Source organism: Streptomyces sp. NPDC019531, assembly GCF_044903305.1.
In the GTDB taxonomy this organism is placed as follows: Bacteria; Actinomycetota; Actinomycetes; order Streptomycetales; family Streptomycetaceae; genus Streptomyces.
In genome coordinates this window covers 32,592-59,318 of sequence record NZ_JBJDQL010000037.1, presented here as the reverse complement: position 1 = coordinate 59,318, position 26,727 = coordinate 32,592, and the positions used below count along the sequence as shown (strand labels likewise).

Here is a 26,727-nt window from a genome sequence, read left to right as displayed (position 1 = left end):
CCGGCGACCGCATAGCCGTCGTCTGCGCGAGGCGGTCCTGCGCGCCATGCGCATGTATGCGCCCACCACCCCGATCGTCTTCGACGTGGACTTCGGCCACACCGATCCACAGCTCGTGATCCCGTACGGCGGCACGGTCCGTGTCGACGGGCCCGCCCGGCGCATCACGGTCACCTATTGACGCTGGGGCATCACCACCGTGCGCCCCCGTAACTCCCGATTACTGTGGGTAGTTGACGCAGCATGCACGACGTACGCACCGTAAGGGCGCCCTCCATGCCACGGCTCGCCGCCGCCTCGCTCGCCGGGACGGCCATCGAGTTCTACGACTTCTTCGTCTACGGGACGGCTGCGGCGCTGGTTCTGGGGCCGCTGTTCTTTCCGACCTTCTCGCCGATGGCGGGGACGCTGGCCGCCTTCGGGACGTTCGGCGTGGGTTTCGTCGCGCGGCCGCTCGGGTCGGTGCTGTTCGGACACATCGGGGACCGGCGCGGGCGGCAACCGGTGCTCGTGGTCTCGCTGCTGCTGACCGGCGGCGCCACGGTAGCGGTCGGCTGTGTGCCGACGTACGACACGATCGGTGTGGCCGCGCCGGTGCTGCTTCTGATCCTGCGCTTTCTGCAGGGTCTGGGTCTCGGCGGGGAGTGGGGCGGGGCCGTGCTGCTGACCGCGGAGCACGCGCCTGCCGAACGGCGTGGACTGTGGACGAGCTTCCCGCAGGTGGGGCCCGCGCTGGGCTTTCTGCTCGCCAACGGTGTGGTGCTGGCGCTGTCGGCCGCGCTGTCCGAGGCGCAGTTCGCCGCATGGGGCTGGCGAGTGCCGTTCTGGGCGGCCGGAGTCCTTGCGGTGGTAGGGCTGTGGCTGCGCTCCTCGCTCCCGGAGAGCCCCGGCTTCCTGGAGATCGACGACCACGCGCGCGTGCCGCTCGTCGAGGTGGCACGCGACCATTGGCGGCTCGTTCTGCTGACGTCCGGGGCGCTCGCCGTGGGGTACGCGATCTTCTACGCCGTGACGACCTGGTCCCTCGCCTATGGGACGGAGCGGCTTGGGGTGAGCCGCACCGTCATGCTGACCTGCATCATGGCTGCGGTGCTGGTGAAGGGCTCGCTCACGCCGGTGGCGGCGCTGCTCGGGGACCGGTACGGGCGGCGGCCATTGTGTCTGGCCGGGTGCGCGACGGCCGCGCTGTGGATGTTCCCGATGGTGGCACTGCTCGCGACCGGGGAGCCGCTGCTGATGTTCCTCGGATTCCTGGGCGCGATGATCGCGTTCATCACGATGTTCGCGGTGATCGCCGCGTATCTGCCGGAACTGTACGAGCCACGGGTGCGCTGCACGGGGGCCGCGGTCGGCTACAACCTCGGCGGGGTGATCGGGGGCGCGCTCACGCCCATCGTGGCGACGGCGCTGGTGGAACACGGCGGCCGGGTGCCCTGGGGTGTGGGCGCGTATCTGACCGGGATCGCGCTGCTCAGCCTGGGGTGTTTCGCACTGCTGCCGGAGACCCGGCCGGTGCCCACGGCAGCGGCAGTGGCGGAGCCGGCTATGGATTGATCGCCAACTCCAGGTATGCGGCGAACAGCACCAGATGGACGCCGCCCTGGAGCGGTGTGGCCCGGCCCGGCACCACGGTCAGGGAGCTGACCACCACCGTCAGGGCCAGTAGCACCATATGTGTGGCGCCGAGGCCGAGGCCCAGCGGTCCGGAGAGCCAGACCGAGGCCAGGGCGACCGCGGGGATGGTCAGGCCGATGCTGGCCATGACCGAGCCGAGAGCCAGGTTGAGGCTGGTCTGGACGCGGTCGCGGCGGGCGGAGCAGGGCCGCGATGGTCTCGGGGAGCAGCACCAGCAGGGCGATGATCACGCCGACGACGGCATGAGGAAGACCGGCTTTGGCCACCCCGGACTCGATCGTCGGCGAGACACCCTTGGCCAGGCCGACCACCCCGATCAGGGCCAGGCCCAGCAGGCCGATGCTGTTCAGCGCGGTGTGGGCGGTGGGCACGTCGGCGTGGTCGTCAGCGGCGATCACCTCACCCTGGCGGGTGATCGGGAGGAAGTAGTCGCGGTGCCGCTCCACCCGGCTGTGCGCTCCCAGGGCGGGAACGCTGCGCACACCCAACGAAGCACTGAGAGCGGTGCCCGGCGATTCGCCGCGCACCGCTTCCGGTGGTGGTTCTTCCTACGTCGGCCGTGGTCAGGCCTCGATGCTGTCCTTCGGAGCGCCTTCGCTCTCCGTCTGCGCCGCCTCGGCCGCCGCCTGCTTCCTGGAGGCCATCAGGCTGGTGATCGTGGTGACGATCAGGACCGAGCAGATCACGCCGAGCGAGACCGGGATGCTGATCTCGGGGACGTGGACCCCGGACTCGTGCAGGGCGTGCAGCACCAGCTTCACGCCGATGAAGCCGAGGATGGTCGACAGGCCGTAGCTGAGGTGGACCAGTTTCCTCAGCAGGCCGCCGATGAGGAAGTACAGCTGCCTCAGGCCCATCAGGGCGAACGCGTTGGCCGTGAAGACGATGTACGGGTCCTGGGTCAGGCCGAAGATCGCGGGGATCGAGTCGAGCGCGAAGAGCACATCGGTGGAGCCGATGGCGAGCATCACGACCAGCATCGGGGTCATGACCCGCTTGCCGTTCTGCTCGATCCACAGCTTGGTGCCGTGGTAGCGGTCGGCGACACCGAACCTGCGCTCTGCGGCCTTGAGGAGCTTGTTCTCCTCGAACTCCTCGTCCTCCGCGTCGGCCCGGGCCTCCTGGATGAGCTTCCAGGCGGTCCAGATCAGGAAGGCGCCGAAGATGTAGAACACCCAGGCGAAGCTGGCGATGATCGCGGCGCCGGCGGCGATGAAGATCGCGCGCAGCACCAGGGCTATGAGGACCCCGACGAGGAGCACCCGCTGCTGGTACTGCGAGGGCACCGCGAACTTCGCCATGATCAGGACGAAGACGAAGAGGTTGTCCACGCTCAGGGACTTCTCCGTGATGAAGCCCGCGAAGAACTCACCTGCGGGTTCACCGCCGCCGAAGATCATCAGGCCGAGCCCGAAGAGACCGGCCAGGGCAATCCAGACGACCGTCCAGATTCCGGCTTCCTTGATCGACACGTCGTGCGGCTTGCGGCCGATGAAGAAGTCGACCGCGATGAGGGCGGCGAGGCCCGCGATCGTAAGGACCCACAGGGTCAGGGAAACATCCACAGTTCCTCCGGCAATACGTAACGGCAAGCAACCAGCGTCGTCGCGCTGCCGGAGGTCTCTTCCACCCACGGTGGGCCGACGCCCCGGGATCAGGCCTGATCCGTATTGACGGGTACGCCGCAGTCGACAGGGAGTACTCCCCTCCGTGCCGCCAACCGTACCTCAATCACCAAGTAAAGGTAAAGCGATTGGCAAAAGAAAGGTCAAAATACCTGGTGGAAGCTCTTTACGAATACTTGGTGCGCGCCGCCGCGACCTGCTCCAGGACCTGTTGGAGCACCTGGCTGCCGGGCGGGACGAGCGTCGGCTCGTACGTCCAGGCGTGCCCCACCCAGGGGTCGGCGAGGTGGTCCTCGGGCACCGGTGTCAGCCGCATGAGCGAGCGCCAGAGGGGGTCGAGGAGGGGGCCGTAGGCGGAGGCCTCCTCACGGTCGGCGACCATCATCAGGTGGACGCCGACGGACGGTCCCTCGTCTGCGAGGTAACGCAGCTGGGTGACGGCCCGGTCGTCGAAACCGTGCGGGAAGTCGTTGACGATCAGGAGCTGCTCGGAGGTGTCGACGCCGGGCGGGAGGGAGTCGGCCGCGCCGCCCCGCACCGCCATCTGCACCAGGTCGACGCGCTGGGTGAGCCGGGCCAGGACGTCCGCCACACCGGCGGCGCCTGCGGCGGGCGAGGCGGCGAGCACACCGGTCCGCGCCAGCGGGGCGAGGGCCTGCGCCCCCGAGCCGGCCGGGTCGATGACATGCAGGGTGAAGTCACCGGCCGGGTGAACGGCGAGGAGCCGGGCCGCGAGCGCGACGGCCGTGTCCATGGCGAGACCGCGCAGTTCATGGGAGTCGAGGAACGAGCCGTCGAGCGACCCGGCGGCTCCGCCGTCGATCCACAGTCCGCGTTCCAACGGCAGCCTGACCAGCATCGGGATGCGCAGCTCGGCACACTCCGGCAGGTGCACGTCGCCCAGCCGCACGGCCATGGGCACCTCGAACGGCACGCGGTAGCCGTGCCAGACGGGATTGTCCCAGCGGGCGTACGCCGGCGGCAGCGCGGGCTCTACCACCTCGGACTCGGCCATGAGCTGGCCGAGATCCCGGTCGTAGACCGCGCGGGCCTGTTCGACGAGCTGGGCGTGCTTGACGCGGGCCGCCTCCCGCGCGGCGTCGCCCTGTACGCCGACCCGGTTGCGCGGGTCGGCGAGGGCCGCGTCGAGTTCCTTCTCCATGCGCGAGTCGGCGAAGTCGACGGCGCTGCGGTACGCCGCCGTGGAGCGGGCCAGGTCCTCGAACATGCCCCACACCTGGTTGTACAACCGCTCGTCCATGGACCAGCCGGTCGCGTCCCCGGCGACGGGCCGCGCGGGCTGCCCCGGCTGGGCGGGGGACGCGGTGGGCGGAGGCGACGGTGGGGCGGCGTTCTGCCGACGGGGATGGCTGTAGTCGATCGGGCCACCGACCGTGGGCGCGGCCGACTCGGCAGCGGAGTCCACCGTCCCGGCACCCTGGGCGTACCCCGACTGCGCCGCGTCGGCCGCCGGGGTGACCTGCGCGCCGGGGGGAGGGACGGGTTGCTGTGGGCCGGAGGTCAGGCCACCGACCGTGGACGCCGTCGGCTCGGCAGCCGAGTCCGCCGTCCCGGGACCCTGGGCATACCCAGGCTGGCCTGCGTCGGCCGCCGGTGTGCCCTGCGCGCCATGGGGAGCGACAGGTTGCTCTGGGCCGGAGGTCGGGGGCATCGGCTGCGGCGGGGTGCCGGGGGGCTGTGTGCCATACGGCGACAGGGGCTGCGGCGGTACGGCTCCGGGGGCGCCCTGGGTCGTGGCGGAACCCTGGTCCGCGCCGAGGGTCGGCGTGGTCGTCTGCCAAGGGCGGCCGCCGTCGGCCGTGCGGACGGGAAGTGCCGGGACCGAGCGGGCCAGTCCCTGGGCCACCGCCTCGTGGATGGTGCTCGCGAGCTGGTGGGCCTGGGGAAGGCCCTGGTCGGTGAGGAGTTCGGCGAGGCCGCCCGCGTAGCCCTGTCCCACGGCGCGCACTTTCCAGGCGCCCTGGCGGCGGTAGAGCTCCAGTGCGACGACCGCCGACTCGGCGTCCAGACCGGTGATGGTGTAGCTGGCGAGCTCGGTACCGTCCAGGCCCGTGACGGCGACGAACGGGGCGGCGACGGCGCCGAAGTGCACGGGGCCGCCCGCCGCGGGCAGGGCGAGCAGCACATGGACACGGTGGACGGCCTCGGGCACGGCGTCGAGATCAACCGCGAGCCGGTGGTCGGCGGCCGCCTGCCGGGAGACCTCCAGCCCCGGCAGAGTGGGTGCGCCCGGGTGGACGACCCACTCGACGCCGTGCACCGTGCCGTGCTCGTCGCCGAGCGTGGCTCCGGCCACGATCGGTGTGCCGGACGCGATCCGGATCTCGAGACGGGCCTGGGAGAGCGGGTGGTTCTGCCCCCGCACCAGCTCGGCCGTCATCGCCTTCTCCCCCTGTGTCGTGGTGTCGGTCGGATGCCGCTCGGCGGCGCCGTTACAGGTGCGGCAGGATCGCCGGCATCAGGTCCTGGAAGGTCCGGCCGTTGGCCGGGGTGCCTAGGGCGGTCATCGTCCAGCCCGGGCCCGTCCGGTGCACCTTCGCCATGATCTGGGCGGTGTAGGAGCCGCCGCCGGCGAGGGTGTAGCGGGCCAGCTCCTGGCCGTTGGTCTCGTCGACCAGTCGGCAGAACGCGTTCTCCACCTCCTGGAAGGTCTGGCCCGTGAAGGAGTTCACGGTGAAGATGATCTGGTCGACGTGGACCGGGACGCGGGCCAGGTCGACGAGGATCGCCTCGTCGTCCCCGCCCTGGCCGACGCCGCCGACGAGGTTGTCACCGGTGTGCGTGACCGAGCCGTCGTCGCTCACCAAGTGGCGGAAGAAGACGACGTCGACGGGCTGCTTGTCGGCGAACAGGACGGCGGAGGCGTCGAGGTCGACCTCCCGCGTGCGCGAACCGAACAGGCCACGCCGGGGAGCCGCCTGCCAGCCGAGCCCCATGCGCACCGCGGTCAGGCTGGCTCCGTCGTTCTTCTGCAGGCTGATGGCCTGACCCTTGGTCATGTTGACGGTCACGCGCCGAACCCCTCTCGCTGTGTCCCCTGTTGCCGCGGCGCCCGCGGTTGTCCAGAACCCTACGCAGGGCTGCTGACGGTGACGCACCCCGGAGCGCACTTTGTGTCGGTCTTGCAACACGGCGCGATGGGGTCAGGCCAGGCCCGCTTCCTTCATCTGCCGGAGCTCCTTCTTCATCTCGGAGACCTCGTCGCGCAGCCGGGCCGCGATCTCGAACTGGAGGTCGGCGGCGGCGGCACGCATGCGTGCCGTCATCTCCTCGATCTGCTCGGTGAGTTCGGCCGCCGGCCGGTCGGTCGGGACCGTCTCCTTGGCCTTGCCCTTGGCGGCCTTGGTGCCCGCCGCCTTGCCGCCGAGGGCGGGTACGGGGGCCTTGGCTCCCTTGCCGTCCTTGCCCTTGCGGTAGCCGGAGCCGAGCAGCTGCTCGGTGTCCACGTCCTCACGGGCGATCTGCGCGACGATGTCGTTGATCTTCTTGCGGAGCGGCTGGGGGTCGAGACCCCGCTCCTCGTTGTACGCGACCTGCTTCTCCCGGCGGCGGTTGGTCTCGTCGATGGCCTTCTCCATCGCCGGGGTGATCTTGTCGGCGTACATGTGGACCTGGCCGGAGACATTGCGCGCCGCGCGGCCGATGGTCTGGATCAGCGAGGTGCCGGAGCGCAGGAAGCCCTCCTTGTCGGCGTCGAGGATGGCCACCAGGGACACCTCGGGCAGGTCGAGGCCCTCTCGCAGCAGGTTGATGCCGACCAGGACGTCGAACTCGCCGGAGCGCAGCTCGCGCAGCAGCTCGACGCGGCGCAAGGTGTCGACATCGCTGTGCAGATAGCGGACCTGGATGCCGAGTTCCAGGAAGTAGTCGGTGAGGTCCTCGGCCATCTTCTTGGTGAGCGTGGTGACCAGGACGCGCTCGTCCTTGTCGGTGCGGGTGCGGATCTCGTGCACCAGGTCGTCGATCTGGCCCTCGGTGGGCTTGACGACGACCTCCGGGTCGACCAGGCCTGTTGGGCGGATGATCTGCTCGACGACGCCGTCACCGCGCGAGAGCTCGTACTTGCCGGGGGTCGCCGACAGATAGACGGTCTGGCCGATGCGCTCCGTGAACTCCTCCCACTTGAGGGGGCGGTTGTCCAGGGCCGAGGGGAGGCGGAAGCCGTGGTCGACGAGAGTGCGCTTGCGGGAGGCGTCGCCCTCGTACATGGCGCCGATCTGGGGCACGGTCACATGTGACTCGTCGATGACGAGGAGGAAGTCGTCCGGGAAGTAGTCGAGAAGGGTGTTCGGCGGTGAGCCGGGCTCGCGGCCGTCGAAGTGCATCGAGTAGTTCTCGACGCCCGAGCAGGAGCCGATCTGGCGGAGCATCTCCAGGTCGTACGTCGTGCGCATGCGCAGCCGCTGGGCCTCCAGGAGCTTGCCCTGCTTCTCCAGCTCGGCCAGGCGCTCCCCCAGCTCCTTCTCGATGTCGTTGACGGCCCGCTCCATGCGCTCGGGGCCCGCGACGTAGTGAGAGGCCGGGAAGACGTACAGCTGCTCGTCGTCGCTGATGATCTCGCCGGTGAGCGGGTGCAGCGTGGACAGGGCCTCGATCTCGTCGCCGAACATCTCGATGCGGACGGCGAGCTCCTCGTAGACCGGGAAGATCTCGATGGTGTCGCCGCGCACCCGGAAGGTGCCGCGGGTGAAGGCCAGGTCGTTGCGCGTGTACTGGATGTCGACGAAGCGGCGCAGCAGTTGGTCGCGGTCGAGTTCGTCGCCGACCCTGAGGGGGACCATGCGGTCCACGTACTCCTGGGGAGTACCGAGGCCGTAGATGCAGGAGACGGAGGCGACCACGACGACGTCCCTGCGGGTGAGGAGCGAGTTGGTCGCGGAGTGGCGCAACCGCTCGACCTCCTCGTTGATCGAGGAGTCCTTCTCGATGTAGGTGTCCGACTGGGGGACGTACGCCTCGGGCTGGTAGTAGTCGTAGTACGAGACGAAGTATTCGACCGCGTTGTTCGGCAACAGTTCGCGGAACTCGTTCGCCAGCTGGGCGGCCAGCGTCTTGTTCGGGGCCATCACGAGGGTGGGGCGCTGGAGTTTCTCGATCATCCACGCCGTGGTGGCGGACTTTCCGGTGCCGGTCGCGCCGAGCAGGACGACGTCCCTCTCACCTGCCTCGATGCGCTTGGCCAGGTCGGCGATGGCCGCCGGCTGGTCGCCGCTGGGCTGGTAGGGGCTGACGACCTCGAAGGGCGCCACCGTACGTTCGATGTGGGAAACGGGCCGCATGGAGTCCACCGTACGACCCCCCACTGACAACGCGGCCGGATCAGCGGTTCCGGGCACCGCCGGAGCCGGTGGGTCAGCGGTTCTGCGGGGTGCGGGAGTCGCGGTGGGCCAGGTTGCGGCGGGGCAGGAGCGAGGGGCGGCGGGCGGCGGGGTGGGGGACGAGTTCGCGTGCCGGGACGCCGGGCTTGTTCTCGGCGGGTGACCACACCGGCTTACCCATGACCATCAGCGGATCGAACATCACTACGACACCGGCGAGCAGCAGGAAGGCGAGCGGGCCGATCATCATGGGCGCCAGCAGGGAGGCGGCCGAGTCACCGGCGACGGGGGCGGACGTGCCGTGCAGATGGACGCTGAGGGCGGCCATACCGGTGTAATGCATGCCCGTGACGGCGAGCCCCATGACGAGGCTCGCGCCCACGCTCCACAGGAATCCCCTGACCTGCCCGGCGGCCCACAGAGCCGCGGTGGCGGCGACGACGGCTATGACCACGGAGATGGCGACGGTGACGGTGTTGTACTCCAGCTGCCCGTTCAGGCGCATGCCCGCCATGCCCAGGTAGTGCATCGAAGCGATGCCGAGGCCGGTGATGGCACCGCCGGTCGTCAGGGCCGTTCCGGTCGCTCCCCGGTATCCGACGATGAAGACGCCGATGCCCACCATGACGATGGCGACGCCCAGGCTCGCGAAGGTGATGGCCCTGTCGTAGTGGATCGGCGCCTGCTCGACCTTGAACCCCATCATCGCGATGAAGTGCATGGTCCATATGCCGGAGCCGATCGCCGCCGAGCCGAGTGCCAGCCAGCCGGGTCGCCAGGACCGGCTGACCAGCATGGATCTGGTGGTGCAACGCAGGCCGAGGGCCCCGCCGAGGCAGGCCATGAAGTAAGCCACCAGCGGTGTGACGAGTCCGTAGCTGAATCCGTCGACCGTGCCTTGCATGCGCGGTTACCTTCCGCCCTCTTGCGTCCTGGAATTCCCTGAAATGTGCCCCTTCCCATACCGCCCGGGCGGTCGGGGTTGAGGCAGAGAGTATGACTCCCACCGGAATGGTCGAACGATTTTCCGGCAAAGAAACACGCCCTTGCCCCACTTGTGCGGCACCAGTGAGCGGACTCGGGAGAGGCCCATTCAGGATGTGGCCATTCTGTACCCCATTGCCGCTGACCCGGTGCTGTCACAGTTGTGCTGTACGTGATTGCTCGAAGCGAGGAGTACGTATGCACGCGCGCGCTGCGACCGCCCTGACCACCGCGTTCCTGGGCACCGCCGCCCTTCTGCTTCCCGCAACCGACGGCCGGGCCGTCGAGGACGGCACGCCACCCGCGATCATCGCCCACCGGGGCGCCTCCGCCCACGCCCCCGAGAACACCCTGGCCGCCGTCGACAAGGCCGCCGCGCTCGGCGCCGTCTGGGTTGAGAACGACGTCCAGCGCACCAGGGACGGCAAGCTCGTCGTCCTCCACGACGACAGCCTGCAGCGCACCACCGACGTCGAGACGGTCTTCCCCGGCCGGGCGCCCTGGAAGGTGAAGGACTTCACCGCCGCCGAGATCGCCCGCCTGGACGCGGGCAGCTGGTTCGGCGCCACCTACGCGGGCGCGCGCGTGCCGACGCTCAAGCAGTACGTGCACCGCGTCGATCTTCACCGTCAGAAGCTGCTCCTCGAACTCAAGAATCCGGAGCTGTACCCGGGGATCGAGCAGGAAACCCTCAAGCTCCTCGGCAACGAGGGATGGCTGGACGGTCGGCACCGGAGCCGGCTGATCGTGCAGAGCTTCAGCTCGGCGAGCCTGCGGACCGTCCACGACCTGAAGCCCGGTGTGAAGACCGGCTTCCTCGGGACGCCGGCCGTGGCGGACCTGCCCTCGTACGCGGTCTTCGCCGACCAGATCAACCCGTCGTACACCTCCGTCTCCACGGGGTACGTCTCTGCGGTCCAGTCCTTCACGGGCCCGCACGGCAAACCGATGCAGGTCTCCGTATGGACGGTCAACACCGCGGACGCCGCGCGACGGGTCGCCGGGTACGGCGTGGACGGCATCATCACCAACAAGCCCGACGTCGTGCGGGACGCACTGCGCGAGTAGCGGGCTGTTTTCGCAGGTCACCGGGTGTGTCAGTGGTGGCCCGTACCGTGGGTCGCATGAACAACCATGGGCAGGACGAGCAGCGGGTCGTGTGGGCCGTCGTCGGCACGGACATCGGCCCGCTGCTGCTGGCCGCGACCGACGAGGGTCTGGTCAACGTGGTCTTCCACGCCACCGAGCCGGTCCGCGACAAGGCGCTGGAGCGGCTCGCGTCCCGGCTGGGAACCGAGCCCGTCGAAGCGCCCGGTTCCCCGCTGCTGGCCGAGGTGATACGCCAGGTCAAGGCCTACTTCGCGGGCGAGCGGCACGCCTTCGAGCTGCCCCTGGACTGGTCGCTGATCTCGGGCTTCAACCGACAGGTCCTGCGCGAGCTGGCGTCCGGTGTGGCGTACGGCCAGGTCGTCGGGTACGGCGATCTGGCCGGGCGGGTCGGCCAGCCGGGCGCCGCCCAGGCCGTGGGGGTGGCCATGGGCTCCAATCCGCTGCCGATCGTCGTGCCCTGCCACCGGGTCGTCGAGAGTGACGGTGGCATCGGCGGGTTCGGGGGCGGTCTGGAGACCAAGCGAAAGCTGCTCGCGCTGGAGGGCGTGCTGCCCGAGCCGCTGTTCTGACGCCTACCGGCATCCCTTTGTGAAGGGCCCGCGCGCGACGGCTGGCCGGAGGGCCGACGCGGTAGCAGACTCCGCCCTGCGCACAGCCACTGGCATCCGAGGGCTCGGAGCCGAAGGGATGGCGATCAGACATGAGCGGAAAACAGGGCAGTCGCGTATCTCAAGCCAGGCGCGGTGGAGGTCAGGACCGTCGACCACCCGACGCTTGAGCTCCAGGACGGGCCGGGGGTGTCTCCCGAGGCGGTCGGCAGGAAGTGCCGGCATGGGGTCATCCTGAAGGTCCTCGCCACCAACATCTGCGGAAGCGACCAGCACATGGTGCGCGGGCGGACGACCGCGCCCGAGGGGTTGGTTCTCGGACACGAGATCACCGGGGAGGTCGTCGAACGGGGACCGGACGTCGAGTTCATCGAGGTCGGCGACATCGTCTCAGTACCGTTCAACATCGCCTGCGGGCGGTGTCGCAACTGCAAGGAGCGCAGGACCGGAATCTGCCTCAACGTCAACGGGTCCCGCCCGGGCGCGGCCTACGGTTATGTCGACATGGGCGGCTGGTCGGCGGTCAGGCCGAGTTCGCCATGGTCCCGTACGCCGACTTCAACCTGTTGAGGTTCCCGGACCGGGACGAGGCCCGCGAGAAGCTGCTCGATCTGACCATGCTGTCGGACATCTTCCCGACGGGTTTCCACGGCGTGGTGAGTTCGGGCGCGGGCGTCGGTTCAACCGTGTACGTCGCCGGGGCGGGGCCGGTGGGTCTGGCGGCGGCCGCGTCGGCGCAGCTCCTCGGTGCCGCCGTGGTCATCGTCGGGGACCTCAACGCCGAGCGGCTCGCCCAGGCGCGGAGCTTCGGCTGCGAGACCGTCGACGTGTCGCAGGGCAGCGTGCAGGAGCAGATCGCGCAGATCCTCGGGGAGCCCGAGGTGGACGCCGCGGTCGACGCGGTGGGTTTTGAGGCACGGGCCCACGGCAAGGACGCCCCGGAGGCGCCGGCAACCGTCCTGAACTCACTGATGGGCATCACACGCGCGGGCGGTGCGCTGGGTGTACCCGGCCTGTACGTCACCGATGACCCCGGTGGGGTCGACGAGGACGCGAAGAGCGGGACGCTGAAGGTGCGGCTCGGGCTCGGCTGGGCCAAGAGCCACCGCTTCACGACCGGGCAGTGCCCGGTGATGCAGTACAACAGGAGCCTGATGATGGCGATCCTGCACGGACGTGTGCACATCGCCAAGGCGGTCAACGCGACGGTCATCGGACTGGAGGACGCACCGCGCGGCTACGCCGAGTTCGACCAGGGCGCCGGCCGCAAGTACGTGCTCGACCCGCACGGCGCGCTCAGCGGCGTGCGTCCGGTCTGACCCCCTCCGGGAGAGCGGGGCCACGCGTGCGTGCACGTGGCCCCGTGTCCGTCAGTCGTAGTGACGCGCTTCGAAGACGTTCCCGTCGGGGTCGCGGAAGTAGAAGCTGCGCCGCGCCATCCCGCGGGCTCCGAAGGAGTCGTGAGAGATGTCCGAGACCGGCACCGAGCGTTCCTCCAAGCGGGCGCGGAGTGTCTCGAAATCGTCTGCCGGCAGGGCCAGGCAGACATGATTGACGGGGTGTCCCGCGCTCTGTGCGGCGCCGGGGACCATGTCCATGCGCTCCGCCACGGCGAGCGGCATGAGGTCGAAGATGGTCTCGTCGTTGAGCCGTACGGAGGGGAAGGGCGCCGCTCCCGCGGCGAAGTCGGTGATCCTCAGGGGTTCCATGCCCAGCGTCTTCTCGTAGAAATCGGCCGACGCCACCGGGTCGTGCACCCAGAGGACGACATGGTCGAGACGTGTCGAGTTGTCCGTCATGCACCTCAGGCTGGTGTCCTCCTCCACAGCCCGCAAGGGTTTGACCGGACGTACTGTCCGCCAGAGATGAGGGAAGACCGAACGACAGGAGGCAGGCCCGTGGTGCTGATGGTGTCCGAAGAGGTGCGCGAGGCGATCGACGCGCGTCGACCCGTGGTGGCTCTGGAGTCCACGATCATCGCGCACGGGCTGCCGCGTCCGCGCAATCTGCAGGTGGCGCTGGAGCTGGAGGGCGTCGTACGCCAGGAGGGCGCCGTACCGGCGACGATCGCCGTGCTCGACGGGCGGCCCCATGTCGGCCTGGACAAGGAGCAGTTGGAGCGGGTCGCGAACGAGGACGGGATCCGGAAGCTCGGCCATCGCGATCTGCCGCTCGCGGTGGCCGCCGGGGCGAGCGGGGCGACCACGGTCTCGGCGACGGCGCAGCTGGCGGCGCTGGCCGGGGTGCGGGTGTTCGCGACGGGCGGGCTCGGCGGGGTGCACCGGGAGTGGACGGTCACGCAGGACGAGTCGGCCGACCTCGGCCTGCTGGCGCGGACACGGATCACCGTGGTGTGCGCGGGGGTGAAGTCCATCCTGGACGTGCCCGCGACGCTCCAGCGGCTGGAGACCCTGGGCGTCGCGGTGGCCGGCTACGGCACGGACCGCTTCCCCGGCTTCTATCTCTCCGACTCCGGTTACCCCGTGGGCTGGAGGCTGGACTCCCCCGAGCAGGTGGCGGCCGTGATGCGGGCCCAGGACGCGCTCCACGCACCCGAGTCGTCGCTGATCGTCGCCAACCCCGTGCCCGAGGCCGAGCAGCTGGATCCCGGCCTGCACGCGCGCGTGCTCGCGGAAGCGCTGCACGCGTGCGAGGAGGCGGAGGTCACGGGGCAGGGGGTCACGCCCTTCCTGCTCGACTATCTGGTCAGGCACACCGACGGCGCCTCCCTGAGCGCCAACCTGGCGGCGGTGCGCGGCAACGTTCGCCTGGCGGGGCGGATCGCGGCGGCCTGGGCCGGGGCGTGACGACGGACGGGCCCGGTACCGACGCGGCGGATCGGGGCAGCGCCCTCCTGGTGGTCGGGGACGTCATCACGGATGTCGTCGCCCGGCACCGGGGGCCGCTCGCCGCAGGCACGGACACGGCGGCGGCGATCCGTACAGTGCCGGGTGGCGCGGGGGCCAACGTGGCCTGCTGGGCCGCCCGCGATGGCGGTACGGAGGTGCGGCTGCTCGGGCGGGTGGGCGCGGAGGCCGTAGCGTGGCACGAACGGGAGCTGGCCGCGTGCGGGGTACGGTCGCGGCTCGTCGTCGATCCGGAGGCGCCGACCGGGACGGTGATCTGCCTCGTGGACACCGGTGAGGCCGCCGAGCGGACGTTCCTCACGGACAGCGGGGCGTCACTGCGGCTGGCGCCGGACGACTGGTCGGACACGCTGCTCGACGGGGTGGCCCGGCTCCATCTGTCGGGCTATCTCCTGTTCTCGGAGCCGAGCCGTGCGCTGGTGGCGGTGGCCCTGGAGTCGGCACACGCGCGTGGCGTGCCCGTGAGCCTGGATCCGGCGTCGGCGGGCTTCCTCCAAGCGCTGGGCGTGGACCGTTTCCTCTCACTGGTCGAAGGGGTGGACGTCCTGCTGCCGAGCCGGAACGAGGCGTGTCTGCTCACCGGGCTGCCCGACGCGGCGGACGCCGCGGCCAAGCTGAGCCGCCACATCCCGCTGGTGGTCGCCAAACAGGGCGCGGAGGGGGCACTGATCGCCCGGTCCGGCACGGTGTGCGCCCGCGTACCCGCCGTGGCGGCGACGCCCCGGGACACCACCGGGGCGGGCGACGCGTTCACGGGCGCGTTCCTCGCGGCCCTGCTCTCGGGTGCCGTGCCCGAGGACGCGGCGGCGGAGGGATGCCGGGCGGGTGCGCTGGCGGTGGAGCGGGTGGGCGGGAGGCCACTGGTGCCGGGCTGACGGCGGGTCGGCGGCCGCCGTTGCCGAACCCACGCCTCGCCGGGCCCCGGGGTCGCCCTTCGCCGTACACGGCACCGGCGATGCGCCGACACCGCGCCGCTCGCCGCCCGGCACACCGTCGACTGCCCTTCCGCCATGGCCCGGCACACCGACGGCTGCCCTTCCGCCATGGCCCGGCACACCGTCGACTGCCCTTCCGCTACGACCCGGCACGCCCTCGCTGCCCGTCGCTACGACCCGGCACCCGCCGGTGACCCGCCTACGGCCCGACCCCGACCGCGTTCGGCACGCGCCGGAAACCAACCCGCCGTCCGGTTCCCCGACTCCCGCTCCCCTCCTCTCCTGCCTCTCTCCTCTTTCTTTTTTCCTACCTCCTACGCCTTGCGCCCCCACGCCGAGATCAGCGGGGCCGTGGCCAGGTCCAAGGTGCCGGTGGCGACGTTGGCGAGGTGCTGGTCGATGTCCTCGTCCGTGGCGAGGCCCGCCGTGACGAGCTGGTCGCGGATCTGGCGGACCGTAGCGGACTCCAGGGCGGCACAGGCCGGCGAGGCGAGAGGGAAGTACGCGTCGGCCGCGACCTGGCGCAGACCCGCCTCGCGCAGCAGTCGCGGGAGGGTGCGGCCGTAGGAGAGGTCGGCGCCGCGGTCGGCGAGCAGCCTGCGGAAGCCCTGACGCAGCCGGTTCGCCAGCTGTTGCTCGGGACCGTACTCGTCGGGGCAGGTCAGGGGTTGCAGGGCGGGGTCGGCGTCCTCCAGCAGGAGCCGTCCGCCGGGACGCAGGGCCTTGATCATCGACCGCAACGCCCGTTCACGGTCCGGCACATGGACGAGGACGAGGCGGGCGTGCACCAGGTCGAAGCCCTCACCCGGCGGCTCCTCGGCACTCACGTCGTGGACGCGTACGTTCACCGGCGGGCGGGCCGCAGCGGCCAGGCGTGTGGTGTCGATGTCGGTCGCGACGACCCTTCCGGTGGGGCCGACCTTCTTGGCCAGCCAGGACACCACGGAGGTGCCGCCGGCGCCGACCTCCCAGCAGCGCCAGCCGGAGCCGATGCCGAATCCTTCGAGATGCCGGAAGGTCGTGGGGTCGAAGAGGGTGGCGAAGGCGTCGAAACGTTCTGCCGCCTCCGACTGCCTGTTGTCGAGGAGATACCCGTCGCTTCGTGTCATGCCGCGATGATCCCAGTTGCCGGGCTTGTCTGAAACGGACGACGCGGTCGCCACGACGAGATGGCCGACACTGGTCCGGCGAGGAGACCCGCGCCGAGGTGAGCGCGAGTGAGTTGTCCACAGGCGGGAACCAAACGGAATGTCCCCTGTCCACAGGCTCACCCGGCGCTTACGCCGGCCTGGCACACTGGCTCGCCAGGACGCAGCAACGCGTCGAACGGGGAGATCCACGCAAGGAGATCCAGATGTCCATGGCAGGGAATCTGCGCAAGGTCACGGGCCTGGGCAGGGTCGGCGGCCTGCGCAAGGTGGCCCGGCTGACCCGGCGGCGCCCGCGCGTCGACCTGAGCCACCATGCCCGCTCCCCGCTGGGCACCTCGGTGGTCAACTGTGTGACGTACAAAGACGGTGTCCGGGTCCCCGCGGACGGCGATCTGGTCGACACGGTGGAGCACCTGCGGAAGACCCGTGACGGTTTCGTCTGGCTCGGCCTCCACGAGCCGTCGAACCACGAGTTCGAGGGCATCGCGGACCTCTTCGACCTGCATCCGCTGGCCGTCGAGGACGCGGTGGAGGCCCATCAGCGCCCGAAGGTGGAGCGCTACGGCGAGACCCTGTTCGCGGTGTTCAAGACGGTCTGCTACGTGGAGCACGAGGAGCTCACGGCGACGAGCGAGGTGGTCAACACCGGCGAGATCATGGTGTTCGTCGGCCAGGACTTCGTGATCACGGTGCGGCATGGCAGCCACGGCTCGCTGGGCCCGTTGCGCGAGGAGCTGGAGTCCGATCCCCGCCAGCTCGCCAAGGGGCCGGCCGCAGTGCTGCACGCGATCGCGGACCATGTCGTCGACGACTATCTGAACGTCACCGACGCGATGCAGTCGGACATCGACCTGGTCGAGACAGCGGTGTTCGCGGAGAACGGCGCCCGGGTCGACGCGGGCCACATCTACCAGCTCAAGCGGGAGCTCCTGGAGCTGAAGCGGGCGGTGGTCCCGCTGAGCCGCCCGCTCGAAGAGCTCTCCACACGGCCGATCCAGGTGATCGCCCCGCAGATACAGGCGTACTTCCGCGATGTCTCCGACCATCTGTTGCGCGCCAAGGAGCAGATCGCCGCGTTCGACGAACTGCTCAACTCGATCCTGCAGGCGCACCTCGCGCAGGTGACGGTCGCGCAGAACGAGGACATGCGGAAGATCACGGCCTGGGCCGCGGTGATCGCCGTCCCGACGATGGTCTGCGGGGTGTACGGCATGAACTTCGACCACATGCCGGAGCTGCACTGGACGTTCGGCTACCCGTTGGTCATGGGCGTGATAGCCGTCGGGTGCGGCGTACTGTACCGCGGCTTCCGGCGCAACGGCTGGCTGTGACCGGGGCCGTCCGTACGGCGGTTCAGTGGGTGGTGGAGGCGCGGGCGTAGACGCTCTCGGCCCATCCGGCGATCTGTTCGTCCGTCAGGTGCCGGGCCAGGTCGGCCTCGCTGATCATGCCCACCAGGCGCTTGTTCTCGATGACGGGAAGCCTGCGGATCTGGTGCTCCTGCATCTCGTGCAGGACGTCGCCGACGTCGGCGCTCGCGTCGATCCAGCGGGGTGTGCCCTGGGCCATCTCGCCCGCGGTGACCTTGGCCGGGTCGTGGCCCACGGCCACACAGCCGATGACGATGTCGCGGTCGGTGAGGATGCCGCACAGCCGTTCGTTCGCGTCGCTGATGGGCAGGGCTCCGACGCCGAGTTCACGCATCAACTGGGCGGCGCGGTCGAGGGTCTCGTGGGCGGGGATCCACTGGGCACCCCGGTGCATTATGTCTCCGGCGGTGGTCATGGAGTACCTCCCGGTGCCGGACGGCCGGCGCGGCGCGGACGGCACCGCAAGTCCCGGCGCCCTACATTCTCGCCGCGCCGTGGAGGGTCCGCACCCGGAACCCAGCGGTAACGGCGGCCGGGCCCGAACAGGGTCGCCACGACTCCTCGGCGCGGTGGGATCAGCGGCTCCATGCGGGGTGGCGGGGGTCGTCGGCGCGGACGAGGACGTCTGCCGTGCCGGCCGGGTCGGTCTCCTCGGTGTAGCGCTCGTAGGCGGGGAGGGTCCAGTGGTCGGACTCGGGGGTACGGCGGCGCAGGGCACCGTCGGAGAGGAGTACGTGGACGGTCAGGTCGAAGGGGAACCAGTGGCGCAGCAGGAGGGGGCCATGGAGCAACAGGACGCCGCCGGGCGGGAGATGGACGTAGGGACTGCGGGTGGCGCGGTCGGTGGCCGGGTCCCACAGGTCGGGCAGGACACGGCCGTCGCCGCCCGGTTCGAGGGGGCCGAAGACCTCGCGCCAGAGGGCTCCGGTGTCGAACCAGCCGTTGTAGTAGGCCTCCAGGTCGTGGTGGCCGTATTCCAGGCGGAGCGAGGCGGGGCGCAGGAAGCCCTGGATGCCGACGACGAGGGAAGGCCGACCGCGTATGCGCAGCGCCTCCCCGACACGTTCGGCGAGGTCGCCCGGGCGGGCCGCCGGGGCGCCGTCGACAGCGACGCGGGGCCAGGGGCTGCCGTCGGCCGACTTCAGGTCGAGAAGACGGTCGGCCAGTTGGTCACCGAGCCGGTCCCAGGTGATCGCTTCGAGTCGCACATGGCCATGATGCGTCAGCCGACGCTCAGGACGCGTTCCCTCGCACGCAAGGTCTCGCTGCGACTCTTGGGCGCGGGTGTCGGTGGTGGGTGCGCCTGGGGAATGAACCTTTCATGACAGGCCTCGCGACTCCCCCGGCCCGTGGCGGACCCCTGGTCGTCCAGCCGTTGCGGAGACGGCACTGTGCGGAGTGCCGGGGCGGGCCGTTGGCGCTGCTCGTCGTCGAGGGCGGGGCACCGCGGTGTCTCGACTGCGCCGACCTCGGGCACCTGGTGTTCCTGCCACGCGGCGACACGGCGCTCACGCGTCGGTCACGGGAAGAGAGCGCGCTGTCGGCTGTCGTCGTGCGGTTCAACCGGCGCAAGGGGCGCTATGAGCGGCAGGGCGTCCTCGTGGAGGAGGCGGGGCTGGCGCGAGCTGAGGAGCGGTGCCTGGCGGACGTGGAGGCGCGGCGGCGGCGCCGAGTGCGGGACGCCCGGCGGCGGGCGGCGGGGGACGTGCGGTTCGCGGAGGCCTTCGCGGCGGAGATACGACGGCTGTTTCCGGGGTGCCCGGTGGACCGGGCCCGGGACATCGCCTCGCATGCGTCCGTGCGGGGCAGTGGGCGGGTGGGGCGGAGTGCTGCGGGGAGGGCGTTGTCGGAGGGGGCGGTGGTGTCGGCGGTGGTGGCGTCCGTGCGGCATGTGGATACGCCGTATGACGCGTTGCTGATGAGCGGGGTGGCACGGCATGAGGCCCGACGGCGGATCTCGCGGGGCGTGGAGGCGGTGCTGGCGGAATGGCGGGGTGTGGTGGAGGTGGAGGCGGGTTGACGGTGCCGGGTCCGGGAGAGGGAGGGGACGGGATCCCGGCAGAACGTGAGGAGAGGCCGGTGGACGTTTGCGTATGGGGTTGCGCGGATGGGCCATGTGGTGAGGGGTGGGCGCGGGATTCGGTGGTGGGGACGGGCGGTGCCGGGCCGGGGGGCTCGGCCGGATGCGGGAGCTGGTGTTGAGATGATCGATGGGCCTTTCTTCGTGCTGGTCGTGCTGGGGGTGCTCGGTACCGGGCTGGTGGCCGGGGTGTTCTGCGCGTTCTCGACCTTTGTGATGAGGGGGCTCGCCGCGCTGCCGCCCGCGCAGGGCGTCGCCGCGATGAACGCGATCAACGTGAGCGCGGTGCGGCCGCCGTTCATGGCCGTGTTCGCCGGTTCGGCGGTGCTGTGCGCGGTGATCGCGGTGGTGACGTTCGTGCTGTGGCCGGACGAGGGGACGGTGGAGTTGCTGGTGGGCAGCGCGCTGTATCTGTTCGGCTCGTTCGGGCTGACGATGGTGGCGAACGTGCCGCGCAACGACGCCCTGCTCAAACTGGACCCGGGCACCCCGGAGGCGGCGGCGTACTGGCCTACGTACGTGCGCGAGTGGACGATGTGGAACCACGTTCGCGCGGTCGCCTCGGGCGCGGCGGCGGTGGCGTACGTTCTGGCCCTCACATGAGCGTCGTGCGCACCGCCGGGGGACGGGAGAAAGCGCTGTCGCGATGGTCCGTCGGCACCCTGCGGGAGCGGTCGATGAGTCGTATCGTGGCCGAAAGAAGTTCCGCAGGAGTGCCGCCCGATGACGCACGGCCACGTCGGACGCGTCAGCGTCACCAGCGCGAGCAAGGAAGACGGCCATGGCCGATCCCAAGGGATTCATGACCACGCCTCGCCAGGACTGGCCCCGCAGGCCGGTCGAGGAGCGGGTCCGGGACTGGGACGAGGTGTACGTCCCCGGGGCGTTGCTGCCCATCGTCAGCAAGCAGGCGGACCGCTGTATGGACTGCGGCATACCGTTCTGCCACGAGGCCTGTCCGCTGGGGAATCTCATCCCCGAGTGGAACGACCTGGTATCGCGGGAGGACTGGCGGCAGGCCGCCGACCGGCTGCACGCGACGAACAACTTCCCCGAGTTCACCGGGCGGTTGTGCCCGGCGCCGTGCGAGGCGGGGTGTGTGCTCGCCATCAACCAGCCGGCGGTGACCATCAAGAACGTCGAGGTGGCCGTCGCGGACCAGGCCTGGGAGCTCGGGTTCGCGCCGCCGCGGCCGCCGGACCGGTTGTCCGGGCGGACCGTCGCGGTGATCGGGTCGGGGCCCACCGGGCTCGCCGCGGCACAGCAGTTGTCGCGGGCGGGGCATACGGTCGCGGTGTATGAGAAGGACGACCGGCTCGGTGGTCTCATGCGGTACGGCATCCCCGAGTTCAAGATGGAGAAGCACCACCTTGAGCGGCGGATCGAGCAGATGCGGGCCGAGGGGACGAAGTTCCGTACGTCCACGGCGGTCGGGCGGGATGTGGGGGCGGCGGAGCTGCGGGCGCGGTACGACGCCGTGGTGATCGCGACCGGGGCCACGGCGTGGCGTGAACTGGACGTGCCGGGGCGGGAGTTGGCCGGGGTTCAGCAGGCCATGGAGTATCTGCCGTTGGCCAACCGGGTGTGCGAGGGGGATCTGGAGGTGTCCCCGATGTCGGCTGCCGGGAAGCATGTCGTCATCGTCGGTGGGGGTGACACCGGGGCCGACTGTCTGGGGACGGCGGTGCGTGAGGGGGCCGCTTCCGTGACCCAGTTGGACATCTACGCGCAGCCGGGTGGTGAGCGGGACGAGGATGTCGAGCCCTGGCCGACGTATCCGAAGATCTATCGGTTGTCGGCGGCTCACGAGGAGGCGCGGGATCTGGGGACGGCGCCCGCGGCGGATGCGGATGCGCGGTTGTTCGCGGCCTCGACGCTCCGGTTCGAGGGGGACGCTGGTGGGCGGGTGCGGTCGCTGCATCTCGTCGAGGTCGATGCGGGGCGGCAGGCGGTCGTGGGGACGGGACGGACGCTTCCCGCCGACCTCGTGCTGCTGGCGCTCGGGTTCTCCGGGCCGGATCGGAGGGACGGGCTGGTGGAGCAGTTGGGGCTGGAGATGGAGCCCCGGGGGACGGTCGCGCGGGATGGGGGGTTCGCTACGAATGTGCCAGGGGTGTTCGCCGCGGGGGATGCGGCTCGGGGGCAGTCGTTGATCGTGTGGGCGATCGCGGAAGGGCGGGCGGTCGCGGCGGCGGTCGATCGGTATCTGACGGGGAGTTCGCGGCTGCCTGCACCCATCGGGCCGTACGACAGGCCCATGACGGTGTAGGGCGTGGCGAACGGCCCGGCGGTTGCGGCGCGTTCGGCACCGCCGGGTCGAGTCGTCGTGGTCGGCGGAAGGATGCCTGGCAAATGAAAGGGACCCTGCAGAGGAGGCCCGCTCAGGCCCGCTCGTCCGTCCCCGCCACCTTCCCCGTCGACAGTGCCACCCTGTTCCAGGTGTTGATCGTGAGGATCAGGGACAGGACGTGGGCCAGTTCCTGATCGTCGAAGTGTGCCGCGGCCTCCCCGTAGATCTCGTCGGGGACGCCACCGTCCGCCACCAGGGTCACCGCCTCCGTGAGGGCCAGGGCCGCCTGCTCCTTGTCCGTGAAGAAGTGACGGGCCTCTCGCCAGACCGGGACCATGTGGAGGCGTTCCTCGGTCTCGCCGGCCTTGCGGGCGTCGTTGGTGTGCATGTGGAGGCAGTACGCGCAGCGGTTGAGATGGGAGGCGCGGATCTGGATCAGTTCGACGAGGGTGGGGTCCAGGCCCTCGCGGGCCGCCGCGTCGAAGCCGACGAGGGCGCGGAAGACCTTGGGGGCGGCCTTCGCGAAGTTCATTCGAGCCGTACCTGTCACGCTGGTGTGCGTCGTCATGTGATCAACCTATGACCGGAAAGACCGGCTGTAGGGTGCATTTCCATGGCGGAATCGTGGGTCAATCATGCGGAGCGGATCGGCGCCGACCTGCACCTGGACCTCTCCGCGCCGGGGAGCAGGCGGGCCGCCCTGGTCCAGGCGCTGCGTGACGCCGTACGCGGTGGGCGACTCGCCCCCGGCACCAGGCTGCCGCCGTACCGTTCGCTCGCCGCCGACCTGGGCGTCGCCCGCAACACGGTGGCCGACGCCTACGCGGAACTCGTCGCGGAGGGCTGGCTGATCGCCCGCCAGGGCTCCGGGACCCGGGTCGCCGAGCGGACCGAGCCGCTCGCCCCCGCCGTACCCGCACCCCCGTTGCCCAAGACGCCCAAGACGCCCCCACGCGCGCGTGCCCCCCGCCACGACCTCCGCCAGGGCACCCCGGACGCCTCCTCCTTCCCCCGAACCGCCTGGCTTGCCTCCTACCGCCGAGCCCTCCAGCAGGCCCCCAACGAGGCCTTCGGGCCCGGTGACCCCGCCGGACGCCCCGAACTGAGAGCGTCTCTCGCCGAATACCTCGCACGCGTGCGAGGGGTGCGGGCGGAGCCGGACCGGATCATCGTCTGCTCCGGGTTCGCGCACGCCCTGCGTCTGCTCTTCGGAGGCGGTGTGCTGCGCGGCCCTCTGGCCGTGGAGGCGTACGGGCTGCCCTTCCACCGCGAGCTGCTCACCGCCGAGGGCGTACGGACCGTGCCGCTTCCCCTCGACGCGCGCGGCGCACGCGTCGACCGGCTGGACCGCGAGCGGGCCGTACTGCTCACGCCCGCACACCAGTTCCCCACCGGCGGGCCGCTGCACGCCGAGCGGCGGGCCATGGTGGTCGACTGGGCACGCGCGCGTGGCGGGGTGGTGCTGGAAGACGACTACGACGGGGAGTTCCGCTACGACCGCAAGCCCGTCGGCGCCCTCCAGAGCCTCGATCCCGAGCGGGTGATCCTCGTCGGCTCGGCCAGCAAGAGCCTGTCGCCCGCGGTGCGGCTGGGGTGGATGGTGCTGCCGGAGCGGTACGTCGGCGACGTGCTGCGGGCCAAGGGCGAACGGGAGGCCTGGGCGAGCGTCCTGGACCAGCTGGCCCTCGCCGACCTGATCGGCTCCGGGTCCTACGACCGTCACGTACGGCGGATGCGGCAGCGGTACCGGAGTCGCCGGGACCGGCTCGTCGCCGCACTCGCCGAGCATGCGCCGCACATCGGCGTCGACGGGGTCGCTGCGGGGCTGCACGCGGTGCTACGGCTACCGCCCGGCACCGAGCGGTCTGCCGTCAAGGCCGCGGTCTGGCAGGGCGTCGCTCTCGACGGGCTGGCGGAGTTCCGCCACCCGGACGCGTCGGACAAGGACATGCCGGCCCACGACGGTCTGGTCGTGGGGTACGCGACACCGTCCGAGCACGCGTACGGGGCGGCGCTGGAGGCCCTGTGCGGGGCGCTGCCGCCGGGTGAGGCGTAGGACTTCGGCGCCGACGCCGCCGCAGGGACCGCGGCCTCCCACCCCCTGCCCCTGCCCCTGCCCCTGCCTCAGAATGAACCGCCACTCCGCCCGCTCCTGCCCAGGAACGAGCGCACGCCTGCTCCCCGGGGACCAGTCGGAGTCCGTGCTCTCCTACGGACTCCCGATTCCTCCCGCGATCTGTCCGAAAAGCGGCTTACGGGCTACATCGATCAGAACAGCGGTGGGGTCATCGGAACAGGAGGCGAGCTGCCGTCGCGCCCATGGGGGTCGGCAGCGGCCCACCCTCCCTCCTTCGTTCCGCCGTCAGGCGCAGGGCCACCCCCGCGCGTCCCTCCTGTTGGCGGTCGGTCCTGGATGACGTTCGATGACGACGCTCGATGAACGTCACGGAGAGGGCGCTCGCGACGGGGAGGGCCGTCGGGGCGCGGTCCGCTCGGACCCGGCCGAGGTGTGCGGCCGGACCGCGCCGGACGCCGTCCCGCTGGAGCAGCCTGTCGCCGCGGCCCCATGACGGCGGGCTCCAAGGCCGCGAATCTCGCCCACGCGGCCCGCGCCGGTCTGTCGGTGCTCCCCAACGAGGCGGAGCAGCCACCGCTGCCGGTGGTGGCCGTCAGCAGGCTGGTGGACGCTCCGCGACGCATGGCGTCCTGGTTCTGAGGCCCGTTACGGGCACCCTTCAAGGCTTGCGCCCCACCGCCCCGTACCCCGGGATCACCCCGTCGTCCTGGCCTGGTACTGGGTCCCCCAGTTCGGGGTGCCACGACTGCGGTACCTCGACGCCGGGTTCGACGAGTTCCAGGCCTTCGAAGAAGCGGGCGAACTCCGCGCGGGAGCGCAGGGCCAGGGTGACTCCCGCGGCCCTGAGTTTCTCGGTGGCTGCCTTCGACTCCTCGGGGGTGAAGTCGGCCGTGGCGTGACTGGCCACCAGGTAGCTGCCGGAGGGCAGTTCGGCGAGCAGTCGGCCGACCAGGTCGTGCGCGCCGTCCTCGTCGGAGACGAAGTGCAGCAGGGCGATGAGCGAGAGGGCGATGGGTCGGGAGAAGTCCAGGATCTCGCGCGCTCCCTCCAGGACGGTGTCCGGGTCGCGGACGTCGGCCTGGAGGTACTCGGTGACACCCTCGTCCGTGCCCCGTAGCAGGGCGGCCGCGTGGGCGAGGACGATCGGGTCGTTGTCGCAGTAGACGACCCGGGCCTCCGGGGCGATCTCCTGGGCGACCTGGTGGAGGTTGGGTGCGGTGGGGATGCCGGTGCCGACGTCCAGGAACTGACGGACGCCGGCGCGGGCGAGCCAGCGGGTGGAGCGGTGCATGAAGGCCCGGTTGACCTGGGCCATCACCGGTACGCGCGGATCCAGGGCGAGCATCTGCCGCCCCATCGCCTCGTCTATCGGGTAGTTGTCCTTGCCTCCGAGGTACCAGTCGTACATCCGCGCCGGGTGGGGCTTGGTGGTGTCAATCTCAACCATTAAGTGATTACCCATCAATTCAGCACTGAGGTCAGGAGAGAAGGAAGTCGGCCACCCCCGCCTTGGCACCCTCGATGAACGCGGTCATCTCGTCGGTGGTGTAGATCAGCGCCGGTCCGTCAGGATCGGTGGACTGACGGACGGCGATCCGGCCGTCGGCGAGCTTCATCGCCTCCAGGCAGTTGCCGCCGTTGCCGCCGCTCCACGGCTTGTGCCAGCCTTCGCTCCCCAGCTCCCGGGCGGGCATGCCGTTGTAGACGGGTATGCGCGGCTTGATGCGGTTCATTCACAGCTCCTTGCGGAGATCCCGGAGGATCTCCTTCGTGCGATGTGCTGTAGCGGCCTGCGCCGCCATGCGGTCCATGACCTCGAGGTGGGTCGCCACCTCGACGCGCGCGTCCAGATAGATCGCGCCGGTCAGGTACTCGCTGTAGACCATGTCCGGAAGTTCGGGCACGGCAAATCGGAAGAGCACGAAGGGCCCGTAGGTGCCGGGGTGCGGCCCGTTGGCGAACGGGGCGACCTGCAGCGTCACGTTGGGCAGCTTCGTCGCCTCAAGCAGTTTGTCGATCTGCGCACGCATCACCTCCGGGCCGCCGGCGGGGCGGCGCAGCACGGTCTCGTCCATGACGACCCACAGTCGGGGCGCGTCCTGACGGGTGAGCAGTCCCTGGCGTTCCATGCGCAGGGCGACATGGCGCTCGATGTCCTCGGGGCTGGTCTGGCCGATGGCACCGGAGCGCAGGACGCCACGCGCGTAGTCCTCGGTCTGGAGCAGACCGGGCACGAAGTGCGGCTCGTACTCGCGGATGAGCGCGGCCGCGCCCTCCAGGCTGACGTGCATCGAGAACCAGCCCGGCAGCACGTCGTGGAAGCGCTGCCACCAGCCGGGGCGGTTGGCGTCCTCGGCGAGCTGGACGAAGTCCTCGGCCTCCTGGTCGGAGACGCCGTAGGCCTTCAGCAGGAGCTGGAGGTACGGAATCTTGAGTCCGACCTCGGCCATCTCCATACGGCGGACGGTGGCAGGGGCGACACGGAGGATGCGGGCGGCTTCCTCACGCTTGAGCCCGGCGCGTTCCCGCAGGTCCAGCAGGCGCCGACCGAGGACCACCTGGCCGACCGTCGGCGCGGACCGCGGTTCGCTCACGCTCCACCTCCACGAAGTCATGTACGGGCGTCACAGGTCGGGCACGGGCGTCACAGCCACCA

At 70.5% G+C, this 26,727-nt stretch carries 24 protein-coding genes and 3 pseudogenes; 13 read left to right on the top strand and 14 right to left on the bottom strand.

Annotation, left to right across the window (positions count from 1 at the left end):
- Positions 1 to 25 precede the first annotated feature (25 nt).
- Both ACI2L1_RS33285 and ACI2L1_RS33280 read left to right on the top strand, forming a co-directional pair.
- Positions 26 to 181 (top strand): annotated as a pseudogene (locus tag ACI2L1_RS33285) (LD-carboxypeptidase); the annotation flags it as partial.
- A 62-nt stretch (positions 182 to 243) separates the two neighbouring features.
- Entirely contained in the window at positions 244 to 1,554 is a 1,311-nt protein-coding gene (locus ACI2L1_RS33280) for an MFS transporter (RefSeq protein ID WP_404743132.1), read from the top strand.
- On the opposite strand, the pseudogene ACI2L1_RS33275 reads toward ACI2L1_RS33280, so the two are convergent.
- From ACI2L1_RS33275 to ACI2L1_RS33250, 6 genes and pseudogenes are all read right to left on the bottom strand, one after another.
- Positions 1,544 to 2,075, bottom strand: a pseudogene (locus ACI2L1_RS33275) (ionic transporter y4hA); the annotation flags it as partial. The gene ACI2L1_RS33280 and the pseudogene ACI2L1_RS33275 overlap by 11 nt on opposite strands.
- A 123-nt stretch (positions 2,076 to 2,198) precedes the next feature.
- The gene (locus ACI2L1_RS33270) at positions 2,199 to 3,200 is read right to left on the bottom strand and encodes a TerC family protein (RefSeq protein WP_404743131.1); all 1,002 of its coding nucleotides are present in this window, start codon (positions 3,198 to 3,200) and stop codon (positions 2,199 to 2,201) included.
- Between the two features lie 226 nt (positions 3,201 to 3,426).
- Entirely contained in the window at positions 3,427 to 5,661 is a 2,235-nt protein-coding gene (locus tag ACI2L1_RS33265; protein WP_404743130.1) for a TerD family protein, read from the bottom strand.
- A gap of 52 nt (positions 5,662 to 5,713) precedes the next feature.
- Positions 5,714 to 6,292, bottom strand: a complete 579-nt coding sequence (locus ACI2L1_RS33260) for a TerD family protein (RefSeq protein ID WP_404743129.1) — start codon at positions 6,290 to 6,292, stop codon at positions 5,714 to 5,716.
- Between the two features lie 132 nt (positions 6,293 to 6,424).
- Complete coding sequence (uvrB, locus tag ACI2L1_RS33255) at positions 6,425 to 8,560, bottom strand: excinuclease ABC subunit UvrB (protein ID WP_404743128.1); 2,136 nt, start codon at positions 8,558 to 8,560, stop codon at positions 6,425 to 6,427.
- A 73-nt stretch (positions 8,561 to 8,633) separates the two neighbouring features.
- The gene (locus ACI2L1_RS33250; RefSeq protein ID WP_404743127.1) at positions 8,634 to 9,503 is read right to left on the bottom strand and encodes an MHYT domain-containing protein; all 870 of its coding nucleotides are present in this window, start codon (positions 9,501 to 9,503) and stop codon (positions 8,634 to 8,636) included.
- Between the two features lie 278 nt (positions 9,504 to 9,781).
- Between ACI2L1_RS33250 and ACI2L1_RS33245 the strand changes: the two genes are divergently transcribed.
- The 3 genes and pseudogenes from ACI2L1_RS33245 to fdhA all read left to right on the top strand — a co-directional run bounded on the left by ACI2L1_RS33245 (position 9,782) and on the right by fdhA (position 12,620).
- A complete protein-coding gene (locus ACI2L1_RS33245; RefSeq protein ID WP_404743126.1) occupies positions 9,782 to 10,651 on the top strand; it encodes a glycerophosphodiester phosphodiesterase in 870 nt (289 codons plus the stop codon).
- A 56-nt stretch (positions 10,652 to 10,707) separates the two neighbouring features.
- On the top strand, positions 10,708 to 11,262 hold the full coding sequence (locus tag ACI2L1_RS33240) for a methylated-DNA--[protein]-cysteine S-methyltransferase (RefSeq protein WP_404743125.1): 555 nt from the start codon (positions 10,708 to 10,710) through the stop codon (positions 11,260 to 11,262).
- A gap of 174 nt (positions 11,263 to 11,436) precedes the next feature.
- A pseudogene (gene fdhA, locus ACI2L1_RS33235) lies at positions 11,437 to 12,620 on the top strand (formaldehyde dehydrogenase, glutathione-independent).
- Positions 12,621 to 12,671: 51 nt separating this feature from the next.
- Here the strand turns inward: fdhA and ACI2L1_RS33230 are convergent.
- Entirely contained in the window at positions 12,672 to 13,100 is a 429-nt protein-coding gene (locus tag ACI2L1_RS33230; protein ID WP_404743124.1) for a VOC family protein, read from the bottom strand.
- 99 nt (positions 13,101 to 13,199) lie between these two features.
- Between ACI2L1_RS33230 and ACI2L1_RS33225 the strand changes: the two genes are divergently transcribed.
- Together ACI2L1_RS33225 and ACI2L1_RS33220 are read left to right on the top strand one after the other, a co-directional pair.
- On the top strand, positions 13,200 to 14,108 hold the full coding sequence (locus ACI2L1_RS33225; RefSeq protein ID WP_404743123.1) for a pseudouridine-5'-phosphate glycosidase: 909 nt from the start codon (positions 13,200 to 13,202) through the stop codon (positions 14,106 to 14,108).
- Entirely contained in the window at positions 14,105 to 15,043 is a 939-nt protein-coding gene (locus ACI2L1_RS33220; protein WP_404743122.1) for a carbohydrate kinase family protein, read from the top strand. Before ACI2L1_RS33225 ends, ACI2L1_RS33220 begins: the two co-directional genes overlap by 4 nt.
- Before the next feature lie 374 nt (positions 15,044 to 15,417).
- Here the strand turns inward: ACI2L1_RS33220 and ACI2L1_RS33215 are convergent, their stop codons facing one another.
- Positions 15,418 to 16,212 (bottom strand): class I SAM-dependent methyltransferase, encoded by a 795-nt coding sequence (locus ACI2L1_RS33215; RefSeq protein WP_404743121.1) that lies wholly within the window; start codon positions 16,210 to 16,212, stop codon positions 15,418 to 15,420.
- A 245-nt stretch (positions 16,213 to 16,457) separates the two neighbouring features.
- On the opposite strand from ACI2L1_RS33215, the gene ACI2L1_RS33210 reads away from it, so the two are divergent.
- Positions 16,458 to 17,585: a magnesium and cobalt transport protein CorA gene (locus ACI2L1_RS33210; RefSeq protein WP_404743120.1), complete on the top strand. Its 1,128-nt coding sequence runs from the start codon at positions 16,458 to 16,460 to the stop codon at positions 17,583 to 17,585.
- 22 nt (positions 17,586 to 17,607) lie between these two features.
- Here the strand turns inward: ACI2L1_RS33210 and ACI2L1_RS33205 are convergent, their stop codons facing one another.
- Complete coding sequence (locus ACI2L1_RS33205; protein ID WP_404743119.1) at positions 17,608 to 18,039, bottom strand: CBS domain-containing protein; 432 nt, start codon at positions 18,037 to 18,039, stop codon at positions 17,608 to 17,610.
- 160 nt (positions 18,040 to 18,199) lie between these two features.
- On the bottom strand, positions 18,200 to 18,832 hold the full coding sequence (locus tag ACI2L1_RS33200) for a uridine kinase (RefSeq protein WP_404743118.1): 633 nt from the start codon (positions 18,830 to 18,832) through the stop codon (positions 18,200 to 18,202).
- 113 nt (positions 18,833 to 18,945) lie between these two features.
- Between ACI2L1_RS33200 and ACI2L1_RS33195 the strand changes: the two genes are divergently transcribed.
- The 3 genes from ACI2L1_RS33195 (at position 18,946) to ACI2L1_RS33185 (ending at position 21,973) form a co-directional block, all read left to right on the top strand.
- A complete protein-coding gene (locus ACI2L1_RS33195; RefSeq protein ID WP_404743117.1) occupies positions 18,946 to 19,644 on the top strand; it encodes a DUF2293 domain-containing protein in 699 nt (232 codons plus the stop codon).
- A gap of 183 nt (positions 19,645 to 19,827) precedes the next feature.
- Positions 19,828 to 20,307 carry a DUF1772 domain-containing protein gene (locus ACI2L1_RS33190; RefSeq protein WP_404743116.1) on the top strand — a complete coding sequence of 160 codons (480 nt, stop codon included), beginning with the start codon at positions 19,828 to 19,830 and terminating at the stop codon, positions 20,305 to 20,307.
- 178 nt (positions 20,308 to 20,485) lie between these two features.
- Positions 20,486 to 21,973: a glutamate synthase subunit beta gene (locus tag ACI2L1_RS33185; protein ID WP_404743115.1), complete on the top strand. Its 1,488-nt coding sequence runs from the start codon at positions 20,486 to 20,488 to the stop codon at positions 21,971 to 21,973.
- Positions 21,974 to 22,085: 112 nt separating this feature from the next.
- Here the strand turns inward: ACI2L1_RS33185 and ACI2L1_RS33180 are convergent, their stop codons facing one another.
- Positions 22,086 to 22,562, bottom strand: coding sequence for a carboxymuconolactone decarboxylase family protein (locus ACI2L1_RS33180; RefSeq protein ID WP_404743114.1), 477 nt, complete (start codon positions 22,560 to 22,562; stop codon positions 22,086 to 22,088).
- Between the two features lie 45 nt (positions 22,563 to 22,607).
- On the opposite strand from ACI2L1_RS33180, the gene ACI2L1_RS33175 reads away from it, so the two are divergent.
- Both ACI2L1_RS33175 and ACI2L1_RS33170 read left to right on the top strand, forming a co-directional pair.
- The gene (locus tag ACI2L1_RS33175; RefSeq protein WP_404743113.1) at positions 22,608 to 24,050 is read left to right on the top strand and encodes a PLP-dependent aminotransferase family protein; all 1,443 of its coding nucleotides are present in this window, start codon (positions 22,608 to 22,610) and stop codon (positions 24,048 to 24,050) included.
- A 510-nt stretch (positions 24,051 to 24,560) separates the two neighbouring features.
- Positions 24,561 to 24,710 (top strand): hypothetical protein, encoded by a 150-nt coding sequence (locus ACI2L1_RS33170; protein WP_404743112.1) that lies wholly within the window; start codon positions 24,561 to 24,563, stop codon positions 24,708 to 24,710.
- Positions 24,711 to 24,729: 19 nt separating this feature from the next.
- On the opposite strand, the gene ACI2L1_RS33165 is transcribed toward ACI2L1_RS33170, so the two are convergent.
- Genes ACI2L1_RS33165 through ACI2L1_RS33155 form a run of 3 tightly spaced genes read right to left on the bottom strand, consistent with a single transcriptional unit; the run spans position 24,730 to position 26,665 of the window.
- Entirely contained in the window at positions 24,730 to 25,518 is a 789-nt protein-coding gene (locus tag ACI2L1_RS33165; protein ID WP_404743111.1) for an SAM-dependent methyltransferase, read from the bottom strand.
- Between the two features lie 31 nt (positions 25,519 to 25,549).
- Positions 25,550 to 25,804, bottom strand: coding sequence for a DUF397 domain-containing protein (locus ACI2L1_RS33160; RefSeq protein ID WP_123760041.1), 255 nt, complete (start codon positions 25,802 to 25,804; stop codon positions 25,550 to 25,552).
- Positions 25,805 to 26,665: a helix-turn-helix transcriptional regulator gene (locus ACI2L1_RS33155; RefSeq protein ID WP_404743110.1), complete on the bottom strand. Its 861-nt coding sequence runs from the start codon at positions 26,663 to 26,665 to the stop codon at positions 25,805 to 25,807.
- Positions 26,666 to 26,727: the final 62 nt, after the last annotated feature.